General features: G+C 59.7%; 15 protein-coding genes and 1 pseudogene. 12 read left to right on the top strand and 4 right to left on the bottom strand.

The window, feature by feature from the left end; translation table 11 throughout:
* Positions 1-241 (top strand): annotated as a pseudogene (locus P0D73_RS42785) (TAXI family TRAP transporter solute-binding subunit); the annotation flags it as partial.
* 134 nt (positions 242-375) lie between these two features.
* Here P0D73_RS42785 and P0D73_RS42780 read toward each other — a convergent pair.
* Positions 376-1,299, bottom strand: a complete 924-nt coding sequence (locus P0D73_RS42780; protein ID WP_408435801.1) for a transporter — start codon at positions 1,297-1,299, stop codon at positions 376-378.
* Between the two features lie 383 nt (positions 1,300-1,682).
* Between P0D73_RS42780 and P0D73_RS42775 the strand changes: the two genes are divergently transcribed.
* The 6 genes from P0D73_RS42775 to P0D73_RS42750 all read left to right on the top strand — a co-directional run bounded on the left by P0D73_RS42775 (position 1,683) and on the right by P0D73_RS42750 (position 8,373).
* Complete coding sequence (locus tag P0D73_RS42775; protein ID WP_408435799.1) at positions 1,683-4,019, top strand: DUF3141 domain-containing protein; 2,337 nt, start codon at positions 1,683-1,685, stop codon at positions 4,017-4,019.
* 6 nt (positions 4,020-4,025) lie between these two features.
* Positions 4,026-4,994, top strand: coding sequence for a phosphate acetyltransferase (locus P0D73_RS42770; protein WP_408435803.1), 969 nt, complete (start codon positions 4,026-4,028; stop codon positions 4,992-4,994).
* A 4-nt stretch (positions 4,995-4,998) separates the two neighbouring features.
* The gene (locus P0D73_RS42765; RefSeq protein ID WP_408182162.1) at positions 4,999-6,186 is read left to right on the top strand and encodes an acetate/propionate family kinase; all 1,188 of its coding nucleotides are present in this window, start codon (positions 4,999-5,001) and stop codon (positions 6,184-6,186) included.
* Between the two features lie 80 nt (positions 6,187-6,266).
* Positions 6,267-7,049, top strand: coding sequence for an enoyl-ACP reductase FabI (fabI, locus tag P0D73_RS42760; protein WP_408182164.1), 783 nt, complete (start codon positions 6,267-6,269; stop codon positions 7,047-7,049).
* Positions 7,050-7,073: 24 nt separating this feature from the next.
* Positions 7,074-7,331 carry an RNA-binding protein gene (locus P0D73_RS42755; protein WP_132383151.1) on the top strand — a complete coding sequence of 86 codons (258 nt, stop codon included), beginning with the start codon at positions 7,074-7,076 and terminating at the stop codon, positions 7,329-7,331.
* A 166-nt stretch (positions 7,332-7,497) separates the two neighbouring features.
* Entirely contained in the window at positions 7,498-8,373 is an 876-nt protein-coding gene (locus P0D73_RS42750) for a hypothetical protein (RefSeq protein WP_408289598.1), read from the top strand.
* A gap of 219 nt (positions 8,374-8,592) precedes the next feature.
* Here P0D73_RS42750 and P0D73_RS42745 read toward each other — a convergent pair whose 3' ends face one another.
* Both P0D73_RS42745 and P0D73_RS47050 read right to left on the bottom strand, forming a co-directional pair.
* On the bottom strand, positions 8,593-9,066 hold the full coding sequence (locus P0D73_RS42745; RefSeq protein ID WP_408435797.1) for a glycine zipper family protein: 474 nt from the start codon (positions 9,064-9,066) through the stop codon (positions 8,593-8,595).
* A gap of 380 nt (positions 9,067-9,446) precedes the next feature.
* The gene (locus tag P0D73_RS47050) at positions 9,447-9,743 is read right to left on the bottom strand and encodes a hypothetical protein (protein WP_459252579.1); all 297 of its coding nucleotides are present in this window, start codon (positions 9,741-9,743) and stop codon (positions 9,447-9,449) included.
* Between the two features lie 188 nt (positions 9,744-9,931).
* On the opposite strand from P0D73_RS47050, the gene P0D73_RS42735 reads away from it, so the two are divergent.
* A complete protein-coding gene (locus P0D73_RS42735; RefSeq protein WP_408435795.1) occupies positions 9,932-10,330 on the top strand; it encodes an RT0821/Lpp0805 family surface protein in 399 nt (132 codons plus the stop codon).
* Positions 10,331-10,362: 32 nt separating this feature from the next.
* Here the strand turns inward: P0D73_RS42735 and P0D73_RS42730 are convergent, their stop codons facing one another.
* A complete protein-coding gene (locus P0D73_RS42730) occupies positions 10,363-10,647 on the bottom strand; it encodes a hypothetical protein (protein WP_408182175.1) in 285 nt (94 codons plus the stop codon).
* Positions 10,648-10,874: 227 nt separating this feature from the next.
* On the opposite strand from P0D73_RS42730, the gene aspT reads away from it, so the two are divergent.
* The 4 genes from aspT to P0D73_RS42710 all read left to right on the top strand — a co-directional run bounded on the left by aspT (position 10,875) and on the right by P0D73_RS42710 (position 16,015).
* Positions 10,875-12,617, top strand: a complete 1,743-nt coding sequence (gene aspT / locus P0D73_RS42725; RefSeq protein WP_408182177.1) for an aspartate-alanine antiporter — start codon at positions 10,875-10,877, stop codon at positions 12,615-12,617.
* A gap of 57 nt (positions 12,618-12,674) precedes the next feature.
* A complete protein-coding gene (locus P0D73_RS42720; RefSeq protein ID WP_408435793.1) occupies positions 12,675-14,330 on the top strand; it encodes a bifunctional aspartate transaminase/aspartate 4-decarboxylase in 1,656 nt (551 codons plus the stop codon).
* A gap of 80 nt (positions 14,331-14,410) precedes the next feature.
* The gene (gad, locus tag P0D73_RS42715) at positions 14,411-15,790 is read left to right on the top strand and encodes a glutamate decarboxylase (protein WP_408182181.1); all 1,380 of its coding nucleotides are present in this window, start codon (positions 14,411-14,413) and stop codon (positions 15,788-15,790) included.
* A 33-nt stretch (positions 15,791-15,823) separates the two neighbouring features.
* Complete coding sequence (locus P0D73_RS42710; RefSeq protein WP_132383159.1) at positions 15,824-16,015, top strand: DUF2964 family protein; 192 nt, start codon at positions 15,824-15,826, stop codon at positions 16,013-16,015.
* Positions 16,016-16,105 lie beyond the last annotated feature (90 nt).

The raw sequence follows: 16,105 nt of genomic DNA, 5'->3' as shown, positions 1-16,105 counted from the left end.
AATCAAGAGACGGCTCGCGGTTTGGTACCGCGAAATCAAATCGCTGGAAGATGAAATATGGAAAAACAGGCAACCGACCCGGGACCAGATTACCCAATGGCGCGATGAAATCGAGGACATCGATGCACACGCCAGTCAGATACGGATACCGCAGCGCTATTTTCAGGATGTGTACGCGCTCAAACAGGCGATCAGTGTCGTCAGGGATCGGATTTCCCGAATTGCAGGAAACATCAAGTAATAGCCAACTTGCCTTTAGCAGGCACTCGGTGTCTACCCGGCAATGCCGTGGAGTCCTCTCGTATCTGGCCGAAGGCAAATGGCGCGACGTGCCATTGGCAAGGCCGTGTTGCACTCGCAGGCGCCGCGGCCTCTTCAGCGGTCGAACCAGCGGTACTGCAGCGTCAAGGCGATGGACGTGAAGTTGCCCCCGGCGCGCGTGACAAGACCGTGCGAATACGCGAGCTTCGTCGACCAGCCTCGTGCGATCGGCAAGGAAAAGGTGACACCGTAACGCACGTTGGCCTGGCGATCCTCACCCGGCACATCGTTGACCGACGTTCGGCCTCCAGCGGCGTATCCGAAGTCGGCTGCGATCCAGAGTCCGGGGCGGAAGGTATAGCCGCTGTGCAATTGGAACGCCATCAAGGGGGCTTGAGAGCGCTGATTGCCGCCGAAGAAGTTATTGTTGCTCGTGAAGAACCACACTCCCGCGGACCCATCGACAAACCAGTCGCCCAAAGGCTGAGATACGCCGATTTCAGGTTTGAACGAGTACCGGTTCGCGCCGACATTCACGAGCCGGGAGCCGACGTATTGGCCGCTGGGCACGACTATCGTGAGGCTCGTGCCGACCGAAGTGGTCGACTGTGGCCTGATGAACGCCTCGACGGGCAAAGGCGGATTACCGAAAAGATTGAAGGCGAAGCGCAGCCGGATGTCGCCAAGGCCGGCGCGATGCACTTGCGTCGGTGCATCGATCACATTTCCACTGACATTGCCGCGCGCAAAAGGCGCTGCGATCCCGAACGATGCGGTGTGCCCCACGAGGCTAAAAGTCGAGACATAACCAAGCGAGTAGATGTTGAACCGAGCCTGCACGCCTGAGATCGGTAACGAAGAATCGGTCAGCACGTCGCCTGAAAGATAGGCCCAGTTTGCGATCAGGAAGTGGGTGCCGATGGGCGACGGAGAATAGGTGCGTGGTTCGAGTTCCTGAGCGCACGTGGCGGTGACTGAAAACAGAAGTCCGAGTGCGCTGTATTGGATTGGCGCCCAACGGCATGGACGACGTCTCATTGTCGACCCTGGGCTCGCGATCACGCGTGGAAATGAACGCGCGCCCGCACCTGAAGTATATGAGAGAGCATAGGCAACGAGCCTACCTGTCGCCCTCCGACGGAGGAATAGGACCTTGGTCCGATTGGCAGATATTGGAAGTCGCCACACCATGAAAATAAAAATCGGATAGTGCGGCTTGATGCAATCGCGCTCCCATGTGGCATTGCGGCAAAGGCTGCGGCGAGTGCTCCGCCGTTGCGCCAAAACCTGTTTGCATGCGCGAAAAAGCGTACCACCCGACTGTCGGGGAAGCATGTTGGCGGCGGCGCGAAAAGAGCGCGCGAACCGCGCTCGTTGCCACGGGGCTACGCTCGCCTCGTGCACCTTTCAGGAGTCGCCGAATGGACGCAAGAACGCAGTTGTCCCGCAGTCAGGACATTGCCGCGAAAATCTCCCGCGTGCTGCAAAGGCGTACCCAGGTCGCGCAGGAGAATTTGAGTGAACGACTAGGCGATGCGCTTGGCCGCGATCAGGATGACATTCGCTCGCAGGGTGCTATTCCGGCGTCATTTGATCCACTGCATACGTGGCAATACGTCACCGACGTCGCGCAGCGCTCGCTTCTCTTCTGGGACACGCTATACCAGCGCGGAACCGAGTTTGTCGAACGAAGTGCCGGTAGTCCGACGCCGGTGCTGCATTTCGAGTATGACATCGTGCTCGACGGTCGCAAGTTCAAGCGACCGGTCAACTATGCGTTGCTGCAGCTTCGTCCACCCGCAGGTGTGGATATCGACGTGAAGAAGCGTCCCTATTTGATCATTGATCCACGTGCCGGACACGGTCCCGGCATTGGCGGTTTCAAGGACGACTCGCAGGCAGGCGTCGCGCTTCGCGCGGGACATCCTGTTTTTTTCGTGGTGTTCTTTCGCGATCCCGAGCCCGGCCAGACGATGCTCGACGTTTGCAGCGCCGAGCAGCAGTTCGTAAGAAAGGTTCGCTCGCTGCATCCGGAGAGTCCAAAGCCGGCGGTCATCGGTAACTGCCAGGGAGGCTGGGCGGCAATGATGCTTGCGAGTTCCGATCCGGACGAGACCGGTCCCATCGTCATCAACGGTGCACCGATGTCGTACTGGAGCGGCGCCTGGAGCGAAGGCGAGGGCGACAATCCGATGCGCTACGCCGGCGGCCTTCTCGGGGGCTCGTGGCTCGCATCGTATGCGGCGGATCTGGGCAACGGCAAATTCGACGGGGCCCATCTGGTGCAGAACTTCGAGAATCTGAACCCAGCCAACACGTTCTGGGAAAAGTATTACCACCTGTTCGCGAATATCGATACCGAGCCGGCGCGTTTTCTGGAATTCGAGCGTTGGTGGGGAAGCTATTACCTGATGAATCGCGAGGAGATCGAGTGGATCACGCGCAATCTGTTCGTCGGCAACAAGCTCTGGTCGGGGGGAGTAAGCAGCGGTCACGGCGAGCCGTTCGATCTGCGCAAGATCCGTTCGCCGATCGTGCTGTTCGCTTCGATGGGCGATAACATCACGCCCCCTCAACAAGCGTTCAACTGGGTCGTGGACCTCTACAGAAGCACGGAAGAGATCAAGTCGCGAGGGCAGGTGATCGTTGGCCTGATGCATGAGGATATTGGCCATCTCGGCATCTTCGTCTCCGGAAGGGTCGCAAAGAAAGAGCATAAGCAGATCGTTTCCGTGCTGGAGACGATCGAAACGTTTCCGCCGGGCCTCTACGGCATGTCGATCAACGAAGTCAAAGGCGGGTCCGGGGAGACGGAATACGAAGTCGAATTCCGTGAATGCCGACTCGAGGACATCTCCGCGCATTTCAACCGATTCGGGCGCGTGGACGAAAAGCCGTTCGAGGCGGTGGCCGCGCTGTCGGAGTTGAATCAGCGAGTCTACGAACTTGTCGGGCAACCCGTGGTGCAGGCGATGTCCAACGAGACGAGCGCCCGCATGTTGCGCGAGTTTCATCCACTCCGGCTTCAGCGCTGGGCGTTGTCTGGAATGAATCCCTGGCTCGGATGGTTGCACCCGGCCGCGCAGGCGGTCAGAGAGAGTCGCCAACCGGCCGCCGCGGACAACCCTTGGCGCAAGCTTGAAGAGACCGGATCGGAAATCATCGGCGCGTCGCTCGACTACTACCGTGCGATGCGCGATGCGGCGACCGAGGCCGGTTTCTTCGGCATCTACGCGAACATGTATTCAATGTTTCTTGCCGACCGTTCACCCGACGGCGCCAATGTGGAAACGCTCACAACCGGTCCTCGCGACACGCCGTTCGTGCAGGCAGCGTTGCAGTCGATCAGCGAAGGCGGCTACACGGAGGCGCTGGCGCGCGCGGCGTTCCTTCTCGCACGCAAGGGTGCGTCTTTGCCGCTGGCGCGACTGGAGATGCGCAAGGAACTGGCTGAAATCTATACGGACTATCTGCCGGACATCAGTGCGGACCAATGGCGGCGCATACGAGGTGTCCAGGAGATCATCGCGCGTTACGAACCCGAAGCGGCCATTGCGACACTGCCGACGTTGCTCACCCGCGTCGAGGACCGTGAGCGCTTCCTGGAACTGCTTGGAAAGCTCATGGCGGACGAACGCGTGTTGAATTCGGCGCCCGACGACGAACAACTGGCGGCGCTCGAACGCATCCGCGCCGTGCTCGTATCGCGCGTCGGTCGCAAGCGTCAGGGATCCTTGCCCGACCGGGTTCGCACATGACCCGTGTTGCAATGCAGAACCACGAGGGAAACGTCGATGGAACCCAGACATGCGAAGTATGAGCGCCTGATCGAGTACTGCAGGAATTTGCCGCCACTGCCGACCGCAGTGGTGCATCCGTGCGACCACAGCTCGCTCGCAGGCGCCGTGGAGGCGGCCGGAATGGGCTTGATAGCGCCGCTGCTGGTCGGACCGCGCGCGCGTATCGAGTCGCTCGCCGAGGAGCATGGCATCAAGATATCCGAATTTACAATCGTCGATGCGCCGCATAGCCATGCCGCGGCCGCCGCAGCGGTGCAACTCGTGCGGGAAGGCAAGGCAGAGGCATTGATGAAAGGCAGTCTGCACACAGACGAGTTGATGGCGGAGGTGATCCGGCGCGATGCCGGCATGCGCAGCGCGCGACGCATCAGTCACTGTTTCGTCATGGACGTGCCGGAGTACGAACATGCGCTGATCATCACCGACGCCGCTATCAATATCGCGCCGACGCTGGAGGAGAAGGTCGATATTCTGCAGAACGCAATCGATCTTGGACACGCGTTGCTGTTTGACGAGGTGCGTGTAGCGATCCTGTCCGCAACCGAATCGGTCAATCCAAAAATCCCGTCGACGATCGAAGCGGCGGCGCTTTGCAAAATGGTGGACCGGCGCCAGATTACCGGCGCGCTGGTCGACGGCCCGCTCGCGCTCGATAACGCGATCAATGTCGAAGCCATGCGAATCAAACAGATCGATTCTCCGGTCGCCGGCCGGGCCAACGTGCTAATGGTGCCGGACCTCGAGTCCGGCAATATGCTCGCGAAAAGCCTGTCCTTTCTTGCTGGAGCAGATGCGGCGGGCATCGTTCTCGGTGCGCGCGTACCGATCATTCTGACCAGCCGCGCCGACTCCGTCACCACGCGTCTCGCGTCGTGTGCGGTTGCCGCGCTGGTGGCGAAAGCGCGGCGCGAGGCCGGCAAGGTAATCGGGTGACGATATGGCCGATGTGATCCTGGTCTTGAATGCGGGCTCGTCCAGCTTGAAGTTCAGTGCATTCGACGCGCAAACGCCTCGCCTCGACCTGGTCCTGCACGGTCAGGTCGAAGCGCTGTACACGAACCCTCGTTTTTGCTCGACGGGTAAGGACGGCGACGTGGATACCGAGGAATGGGGCACCGACTACCAACTGGGTCATCTTGGCGCAATCGAGTATCTCGCAGGTTTTCTGCGCAGCCATGGCGAGGGGCATCGCCTGATTGCGGTCGGTCATCGGGTCGTGCACGGCGGCCAGCGATTTTCCAGGGCGGTCATGGCGACGCCCGACGTGATCGACGAACTGGAATGCCTCAGCCCGCTTGCACCGCTGCATCAGACGCATAACCTCAAACCGATTCGGATCATCGCGCAATTGCGCCCCGAGATTCCGCAAGTTGCCTGCTTCGACACCATGTTTCACAACACGCAGACGGAAACCTCGAAGGCATACGCACTGCCTGCGTCGATTGCGGAGCGGGGCGTGCGCCGGTACGGTTTTCACGGGCTATCGTACGAATACATCGCCAGCGTGCTGCCGGAGGTCGCGCCGGCCGCTGCGGGCGGGCGTATCGTCGTGGCGCATCTCGGCAACGGTGCCAGCATGTGCGCAATGGTCGCGGGAAAGAGCGTTGCCAGCACGATGGGATTCACGGCCGTGGATGGGCTGCCTATGGGCACCCGTTGCGGAAGCCTCGACCCCGGCGTCATCCTGTATCTGCTCGACGAACTGAAGATGGATTCGCAGGAAATCGCAGACCTGATATACAAGCGCTCAGGTCTGCTCGGCATGTCGGGTGTCTCGAGCGACATGCGCACATTGTTGGCGAGCACCGATCCGCATGCGCGCTTTGCGCTCGACGTCTACACGTACCGGATTGCGCGCGAACTCGGCAGTCTTGCCGCGGCTATGCAGGGTATCGACGGCCTTGTGTTCACGGCCGGCGTCGGCGAGCACGCGGCGGCGATTCGCGAACGGGTGGTGCGTGACGCGGCGTGGCTAGGAGCCGAACTGGACGACGCGGCCAATCAGGCCGGCGGCCCGTTGATCAGCCGTCCTTCGAGCAAGGTATCGGTGTGGGCCATTCCAACCAACGAGGAACTCATGATCGCCCGGCATACGCAGTCTGTTACCGGTGCTTCGGCGTTGTGAAGCTAACTGGCGGACCACGGAAACCCGGGCAAGCATCGCGAACATTGTCCATCGCAGGCTTTCTATGAAGGAGTTCCACCATGCCGATCGAACAACCGCGGTTGATCCTGAAGGAGGCGAGAGCGCTGGTCACGGGCGTCGCCAACGAGCATTCGATTGCGTACGGTTGTGCAAAGGCATTTCATGAGCTCGGGGCCAGTCTCGCGCTCACCTACGCGAACGACAAGGCCAAGCCTTACGTGGAACCGCTTGCACAGGCGCTCAACGCAGAGATTTTCATGCCGCTCGACGTGACGCATGACGGCGAACTGGAGGCCGTCTTCGAGCAGGTCGACAAGGTGTGGGGGAATCTGGATATCCTCGTTCACGCCGTGGCATGGGCGCCGCAAAAGGACTTGCATGGCGGACTGCTGCAATCCTCGCGCGACGGCTTCCTGAGCGCAATGGACATTTCCTGCCATTCGTTCGTACGCATGGCGCGCCTTGCCGCGCCGTTAATGAAAGACGGCGGAACCATGCTGACCATGAGCTACTACGGCGCGAACAAAGTCGTGCCAAACTACAGCGTGATGGGGCCGGTCAAGGCGGCCCTCGAAGCCTGTACGCGATATCTGGCATTTGAGCTGGGGCCAAAGGGCATACGGGTGCATACCATTTCTCCCGGCCCGCTCAAGACACGCGCAGCTTCGGGCCTGAAGGATTTCGAGTTGCTGCTCAACGAGGCCGTACATCGTGCGCCGCTGGGCGAAGTGGTCGACATCATGGACGTGGGCTACACCTGCGCGTTTCTGGCCACGCCGTATGCGCGACGGCTCTCCGGCTCCACGTTGTATATCGACGGCGGACTGAACATCATGGCCTAGGGCAACTGGCAAGGAGCGACCATCATGGCTGAACTGCTGCTTGGAAATGTGGAAGAAACCGTCTCTGATGAGGAAATCAGCGAGTTCTTGATAAGGTACGGATTTCCTCAGTGCAGTGAGATCCGCCGTATAGCCGGTGCGGGCTCGCGGCCGGCGGCGTTGGTGATCTTCAACGATGTGACTGCCGACGGCCTGCGAAAACTGCAGACGCGTGTCCACAACATGTACTGGAAGAACCGCACGATCACCGCGCTGCTTCTTCCTGAGCGTGACGAATCATAGATATCGGCTGGAGCGGAACATGGGTCTGCTGTCGTGGTTGTTGACCGGAAAACGCACACCTGAAGAAGGCGATGTCCAGCAGACGAAGGAAATCGTTGATCGGATCGTCAAGCTCAGTCCGCAATTGCGTCTCGCGCGTGACTACGAGGCACGTATGGCGCCCGCAGTGCGCAAAGCGATCGATTATCTGACGCGCCTCGCGGAAGAGGTGCCCCCCGCGTGTGAAGCAAGCGCGGCTGCCTGGACAACGGATCCGTACATTCACGCTTTTTTTGCCGCGCCTGATGATGTTTGCGCGGTCTTTAGCCACTCGGAGGCAGTGCGCGCCTACTTCCGCGATCACCCTGAGGCGGAGGAAGCCTTCGCCGTGCTCGGAATGGCCATCATGGAAAAGAGCATTCTCGGCGTGGCGCAACATGGGGCAACGATCCGGACCGACGTCGTGCAGACGACGGTCAGCTTTAGCGATCATCAGGTGCGCGTTTGCGGTGTGTCGGAAGCAGCGCTTCGGCGGGAAATCGTGCTGCGGGTCGTCGACCAGCTTGCGCTCGAGGGAATCAGCAAAATCGAGGCGGACGAGTCACGGCGTGGTTCGCTCGAACAGGAGCGGGCGCTGCTCAGGACACGTCTTGCACTGCTCGAACGGCAGGGGGCCGGGGTGCGCTCGCTGCTGGGCAGCGAAGCGTCGTGCAACCCAGCGGAAGCCATGCGCCTGCAGGCGCGCATCGAAGAGAACAATCAGGCTCTGGCGAGTCTGGGCCTGAAGACCGAAGCGCTGGAGCGAGAACTGGATGTGATTTGCGGCGTGCTGTCGTCACCGGACTCGCATTTCTACATCTTGAAGAAGACATTCCGGCTGGACCGGTTGAACGTCATCGTGGAGGAAGTGGGCATCCGCCCGGCAGAAGAAATAGAGTTTCGGATAGCCCGTTTGCCTGCGAGTCCGGAGACGATGCGCGCCTACGCGATGGTGCGCTTTCAGCGTAGCAACCTTCTGCCGGTCCGCAGCATGTTGACGGAAGCCGGGCGGTTGCTGATTTGACGGAAGGCCTCTCATGCCCCGTGCCGGGTAGCTGGCACAGAGGGTGGCTCCGTCTGTGCGAACCCCGTGTTGGTGAGAGCCACGAGCGTCGCCACGATGGTGAGCTTGCTGTCTCTCATGCTGCTGTCCTTTGACGCATACGCGCATCGTGTTTTGCGGCCTGATTGGCCGCCTTTTCCTTCATGACGGACGCGCGTCGCGTTGCCCTTACGATGCCGCTCACTTGATCGTGTAGCCACGACCTTCCATGCAAGCAGCGTAGGCACGGTTGAAGGTGTCCATGGCGCCTTGCGACTGCGACTGCGCCGATGCCGACGCAGCGCGCCGGTTTTGCCGGGCGCGTGAGCCGCCGACCATCGTTCCGGCCGTGGCGCCGACCGCCGCGCCTTTTCCTGCGTCACCGGCTATGGCTCCGATCACCGCTCCGCCTGCCGCGCCACGCGCCGCGCCTTGAACGCGTTCGCCTCCGCCCACTGCCGGTCCAGAAGGCGGCGGCGGGGCGTTGGCCACGGCAGTTGGATCGACTCCGGTGTTAGTCTTGGCCCACGAATAACATGCTCCGTCGTCCTGCTGCTGTTTTTGCTGGCTTTGACCCTTGGCGGGATAAGCGATTGGCTTTCCCTGCGCGGCGACGTCAACTGATATCAATGCGGCTAAAGTGGCAAAAACGCAGTACTTCGTTAACGTATTCACGGCAGCTCCTTGCTTGAGCCCACGCTAATGCAGGTCACCGGTCACCGGTCACCTGAATGCGAGCCCGTAACCGACACCGTCATGGCAATTCTGCCGGGATCTCGCGCTGGGCGATGTGTGTGCAACAACGGCAGGTTGGCTTTTATCATTGCGTTCCCGTCATACCGCGCGCAATCGGACTAAGGTCGTATTTTTGCCGTTCGGCGCCTCGTCAGTCTCTGAGATCGATGATCTAAGACCAAGGTCCGATTGGTATCGCACTGGCTCACCTATAAGCTGCAATGGCGGCTGGCGATCCGCCGCGCTGGGCCTCGATCGCCGCACTAACGGCCGTGCTGATAGCTGGCATGTGCCTCATTGCGTGGTTGCTGCGTCTCAGTTCATTGGTCAATTTCACCGGCGAGACACGTGCGCGAGATAGTCTGGCTGAAGATCCGCTCCACCGCTGAGCCGGTCAGACTCCTGATCTTTACCTGTCCGCGTCGCCCGTTGTCGATCTGGCGGGCGCGCGAATGCTCAAGACGTTGCATGAAGCACTTCAGACAGCCGCGATAGAGATGAAAGTGGTCGCCGCGCACGGAGACGTGCGAGATATGCTTCGCGCCGAGGGTCTCGAAGATCGCCTCGGTCTCATCGATCGGTGCAACTAGGTCGCGGACTTCGTCGACGAATTCCATTCACGAAAAGTATGACCGACGGAACCGATGCAGCCGCTCACATCAACGGATAGAGCAGGCAGCGGTTGGATGAGGCCGCGAGGCCGTGTCTCTCAGCGCATCTGCATGACGCTATCGCTGTTTTTGTCGTGCCAGCGCCGAGGGCAATGCTATTGCTTTCCGGATCCGCTATTGAGGGAGATACACCGATGCCCGCCCAATCTCGCGTTGCGATACACGTTCTACCGCACTGGTTGATAGGTGTGGCTCTGCTGGCCGGAGCGACTGTCGGCTACGCTGGAAACCTGAACTTCCTGAAAGATACGCCGATCAGTTACATGAGGGAAGCTGACCGGAAAGCACTTAACGACGCCGCGCAGACCGCGCTTGAGACAAAGAAGGATGGTGAAACGTTGGAATGGAACAACGCGGGCACCGGCAACCCCGTATCCATCAAGGGCACGGTGACTCCGCACGATACCTCGCACAAGGGCGATCGAACCTGTCGGACGACGACGCTCGTGGCTATCGCAAAGGGCCAGACGCAAAGCTGGATGCCCACCGTTTGTAAGCACGGCAACGGCCTCTGGAAGATACTGAGGCAATGAGCTGGCGGAGGCGTCCCCCGCCGCGGGGGAATTCAATGAACCGGGTGCGACTGCCAAGTCACGAACTCGCTATCGAAGTCGGCAACTGGTATGTCGAACGAGCAAGAACCTGAGGTGAAGGCGAGTCGCACCCGATGCTTCATTTCGTTCTGGTAAATCCACTTGCAGAGGGTCTCGCCTGAACAGCCGGACCAGGCTGCAATCAATGCGCTCGCCTTCCATTGCGATGATGCCCAGCCCGCTATGCGTGAATCATTCGGAGCGCCGTTGCCGTGCTTCGGGCGAATATCCGGTGACTTCTTTCTGTCATTTTCCATCACTCCATTCTCTTAAAGATCTGGAGTATTCGGAAAATCCAGGCAGGGGTATGTCTGTGAGACCAAGGTCGTATTGTTTCGTACCGCGAGAGGAATCATTGTAGTACAGGAGATACCGATTTGAGAGACGGGAATATTTCTCAATCAAGACTGGCGACCACAATTCGTTTATCAATGCACCCGCTCGCACATCGGTGTCAATGGGTGAACTGCAGACGAGGGCTACCATGGCATGGCTAGCTGGAACGTTACAGCGCTATCCCGAGATCGCGATATTCCTGTCACTCGGAATTGGGTATTGGGTCGGCGGAAAGAGCTTCAAGGGCTTCAGTCTGGGTGCCGTCACGGCGACGCTATTGGCTGCCATCGCAATCGGGCAGCTTCACATCACCGTATCGCCCAACGTCAAGTCGGTGTTCTTCCTGATGTTCCTGTTCGCCGTGGGCTATGGGGTGGGGCCGCAGTTTGTGCGCGGCATTGCCAAAGACGGCTTGCCGCAGGCACTGTTTGCTGTGGTGCAATGTCTGCTGTGTCTAGGCGCGGCGGTTATCGCGGCCAGACTGGCCGGCTACGACATCGGATCGGCGGCCGGACTCTTCGCCGGCTCGCAGACCATCTCCGCGTCGATGGGGCTTGCGACGGATGCCATCAATCGGCTTGCGTTACCACCCGATCAGGCGAAAGCACTGCTGGACGCGATGCCGACCGCCTACGCCATTTCTTACATTTTTGGCACGATCGGCTCCGCGGTGATCCTCGCGACTCTCGGGCCGAAGCTGTTGCGCATTGACCTGGTTGCGGCATGCAAGGAGTACGAGGCCAGTCTGGGCGGTACGAAAGAAATGGGTGGTGCAGACCAGGCCTGGCACCGGTACGAACTGCGTGCCTATCGGGTCTTGCCGGGAAGCCCGGCTTGCGGCAAGACCGTCAGTGAGCTCGAAGCGCTCCAGCCGAAAGGGATGCGCCTGTATATCGAACGGATCAGGCGTGGGGGCACCGTCTCCGAAGCCACGCTCGATCAGGTGCTGCAGGCCGACGATGTGGTGGCGATAGCCGGTCCTCGGGACCAGCTCGTCGCGGTGTTCGGGGCAAGCGGCACGAGTGACGAGACAGGCGGTGAGCTGGTCGCCGTTCGCAAGGCGAGGGCCACGGAAGTAGACGACCCCGAGCTTCTGGCAGTCCCCGCGGAGGGCGTGGACGTTTATGTCACGAGCAAGGAAGTGGACGGCAAGACGTTGCAGGAACTTGCAAACTCGCCGCTTGCGCGCGGCATTTATCTGAGGAAGATCAAACGGGGCCCCACGGAAACTCAAATACCTATTCTACCGAGTACGGAGTTGCATCGCGGCGACACGATAACGATCGTCGGACGCACGCAGGATACGACCGCCGCGGCGAAAGTACTCGGCGTACTCGACCGGGCCACCAACCTGACAGACGTTGCGTTTGTCAGCCTGGCGATTACCGTCGGCGCGATGGTGGGTGCGATCGTCATCGATGTCGCGGGCATTCCAATCACGCTGTCGACCGCGGGCGGCGCACTGATTGCCGGTCTGATATTCGGCTGGCTGCGGGCAATCCATCCGACCTTCGGCCGCATCCCGGAACCCACGGTATGGTTCATGAATTCGGTCGGCCTCAACGTGTTCATTGCCGTGATCGGCCTCACAGCGGGACCGGGATTCGTCTCCGGATTGCAGCACCTCGGCATCGGTCTGTTCTTGTGGGGCATCTTCGCTACCACTGTTCCTCTGATCCTCGGCATGTTCATCGCTCGCTACGTGTTCCATTTTCATCCGGCCATCCTGCTCGGTGTGTGTGCCGGAGCGAGAACAACGACCGCGGCATTGGGGATGATCTGTGACTCGGCAAAAAGCCAGATCCCGGGACTCGGATATACCGTGACTTACGCGGTGGGCAATACGCTTCTGACCATCTGGGGCATGGTGATCGTGATGATCCTGTCCTAGCCCGGTGCGTCGTGACTGGCGACGCCTATCCCGGAAACTTCATCGTGGAGACAGCAAATGGCAAAGCGGGACAAAGCTGAATCGGATGAGGCCGCGAAGCTGGCGGCGCTCAGTCCGTTCGAATTGAAAGATGAGTTGATCAAGGCAGCGGGTGGCGGCGCAGTGGAGCGAGCCGCGAACCTTGCGATGCTCAATGCCGGTCGCGGTAATCCTAATTTTCTCGCGACGATTCCACGTCATGGCTTCTGGCAACTCGGTCTGTTTGCGATGCGTGAAGCGGAGCGTTCGTTCGCGTACATGCCGGAAGGCATCGGCGGTTTTCCGAAGCGCGACGGACTCGTCGAGCGCTTCGAACTGTTCCTGCGCGGGAACAAGGGCGTGCCGGGCATCGACTTCCTGGCTAGCGCCGTATCCTATGTGCGCGATCAGCTCGGACTGTCGGCCGGCGACTTCCTGTATGAGATGTGCGAGGGCATTCTGGCGTCGAACTATCCTGTGCCCGACCGGATGCTGAAGCTGTCGGAGCAAATCGTCGGCCAGTATCTGCGTCGTGAGATGATCGGTGACCATCCGTTCATCGGCGAGTTCGACATTTTTGCGGTCGAAGGTGGCACCGCGGCGATGACCTATATATTCAACACGATGCGCGAGAACCGGTTGATCAAGCCGGGCGATACGATCGCGCTTGGCATGCCCATCTTTACGCCCTACATCGAAATTCCGACCCTGAACGACTATCAGCTAACCGTCGTCAATGTGAATGCCGATGTGGAGAAGAACTGGCAGTACTCGAAGAAAGAACTCGACAAGCTTCGCGATCCAAAGGTGAAGGCGTTCTTCCTCGTCAATCCGAGCAATCCGCCGTCCGTGCGAATCAACGACGAGAGTCTCGAATACATTGCCGAAATCGTGAAGGAGCGGCCTGATCTGATTCTGCTGACCGACGACGTGTACGGCACGTTCGCCGACGGTTTTGCGTCGCTGTTCGCGCTCGCGCCGAGAAACACCATCCTTGTGTACTCGTACTCGAAGTACTTCGGCGCAACCGGCTGGCGTCTGGGCACGATCGTCACGCACCGCGACAACATTCTCGACAAGTTGATCGCCGACCTGCCTAAAGACGCAAGGAAGGAACTGCACAAGCGTTATGAATCGATCACGACCGAGCCGGACAAGCTCAAGTTCATCGACCGCCTGGTCGCCGATAGCCGAACGGTCGCACTGAACCACACGGCGGGCCTATCGACGCCGCAGCAGGTGCAGATGGTGCTGTTCTCGCTGTTCTCGCTGATGGACACGCCTGACGCATACAAGAATGCGCTGAAACGGCTGATCCGCAGCCGGAAACGGGCGCTGTATGAAGAAATCGGTATTTCGTTCGACGACAACGACAAGAACCAGGTCGACTACTACACAATCCTCGACATGGAGTTTCTTGGCGAGCGCGCGTACGGACGCGATTTTGTCGAGTGGCTCATGAAGAATACGGAACCAACCGAATTGCTCTTCAGGCTGGCGCGCGAAGCGCGCGTGGTCCTGCTTCCGGGGCGCGGATTCGGTACGGCTCATCCGTCCGGTCGAGTGTCGCTCGCGAACCTGAACGAGTCCGACTATCGAAAGATAGGACGCGCCATTCGCGCGCTGCTTGCCGACTATGTCGAACGCTACAACGCCTCGACCGGCAATACGCTCGACAAAAATAGGGTTCTGTAGACATCGACCTTGGACACTCCGTAGAGCCTGCCGGCCACCGCGGCTTGCGCATGGAACCTCTTTTCAGTGAGGATTGCCAGATGAGCACGTCAATCGAAAAGATCACGCCTTATGACGAATTCAACTTCCCCATTCCGGAGAATGAATTCCCCAAAGACGGGATGTCCGCCCGCGCAGCGGCCGGAATCGTCATCAGCTCCGAGTGGACCGATGCGAACCCGATGCTGAACATGTCGTCGTTCGTTACCACGTGGGCCGAACCGGAGGCCGCGGAAACGGCGAAACGCAACATCTTCAAGAATTACATCGACCACGACATGTATCCGCAAGTGTTCGCGATGGAAACTCGCATGGTCAAGTGGTTGCATCAGCTATGGAACGGCCCCAAAGGAGTGGAGCCATACGGCACGGCGACGGTAGGCTCGTCCGAGGCCTGCATGCTGGCCGGTCTCGCACACAAGTGGAACTGGCGGAAGAAAAGGGAAGGCGAGGGCAAGGATGTGACTCGCCCCAACATGGTGACCGGCGGAAACGTGCAAATCGTGTGGAAAAAGTTTCTTCGCTACTTCGATGTCGAACCGCGCATCGTGCCGTTGAGTCCAGGCAACTACCGGTTGACGGCGGAGAGTCTCGACAAGTACGTCGACGAAAACACCATCGCTGTCGTCGCCATCGCGGGACAGACATTCACTGGCGAGGACGACGATATCCAGGGCATTCATGACTGGCTCGACGACTATGAGAAACGGACTGGCATTTCGATTCCGATGCACATCGACGGAGCATCGGGCGGATTCGTCAATCCATTCCTCTATCCCGACTACAAATGGGACTTCCGGCTGCCGCGCGTGCAGTCTATCAATGCGTCGGGGCATAAATATGGCCTGGTTCCTCCCGGCCTCGGTTGGGTCGTCTTTCGCGAACGAAAGGTGTTCAACGAAGAACTTGTTTTCTATGTCAACTATCTGGGCGGCGAAATGCCGACCGCGACATTGAACTTCAGTCGCAACGCCTTTCAGGTGGCCGTGCAGTACTACATGTTCATCCGCCACGGCTTCGAAGGCTACAGAAGAATCATGCAGCATACGTTGGACAATGCGATCGCGTTGCGGCGAATTCTTGTCGATAGCGGGTACTTCAACGTCATGAACGAGGCGCAGCGGATTCCTGTGGTTGCGGTGACACTCGCTAGCAAGATCAAGAATTTCAATGAATTCGACGTGTCGAACAAGGTGCGTGAGAAAGGCTGGGTACTCGCTGCCTACACCATGCCGCCCAATGCCGAGACGGTCACGAGCCTGCGGGTCGTGGTGAGGCCGCACATCAATCGCAATGTGGCGGAACTACTCGCCGGCGACATCGTCAGTGCCTGCAAATACCTCGAGAAAAATGGCGGAAACGCTCCACCGCCGACGCTGCACGCACATCCCTCGGGAACGGCGGCGCCGACCAAATGCTGAGGATGGCAAACGATGCAGCCGGGAGAACTCACTATGGCGCGCGCAGAAAGCAGGATCGTCCTGGCGGTGATTGCTGTATTCGTAGCGCTGGGTGGAATTGCGTCGTCGATCCGAGGCTTGCTTTACGAGAGCCCGGCTCTTGTTCATATCGGGGCGTATGCGATGGTGCTCGGCGTCGCCTGCTTCGTGCTGCTGCTCCGTCCGGGTAAGGGAGCCGGCAAGTAAGGTGAGAGGACCTAGTGTCGGCCCGTACGGCCTGGCGCGTCGCGCTCGGTTGTCAGAGCGCCGGATCGAACGGGATCGAAGGATGGAGCG

This window comes from Paraburkholderia sp. RL18-101-BIB-B (assembly GCF_046026985.1).
Lineage (GTDB): Bacteria > Pseudomonadota > Gammaproteobacteria > Burkholderiales > Burkholderiaceae > Paraburkholderia.
The sequence above is the reverse complement of the archived record's forward strand: the minus strand, read 5'-3'. Positions and strand labels throughout refer to the sequence as shown.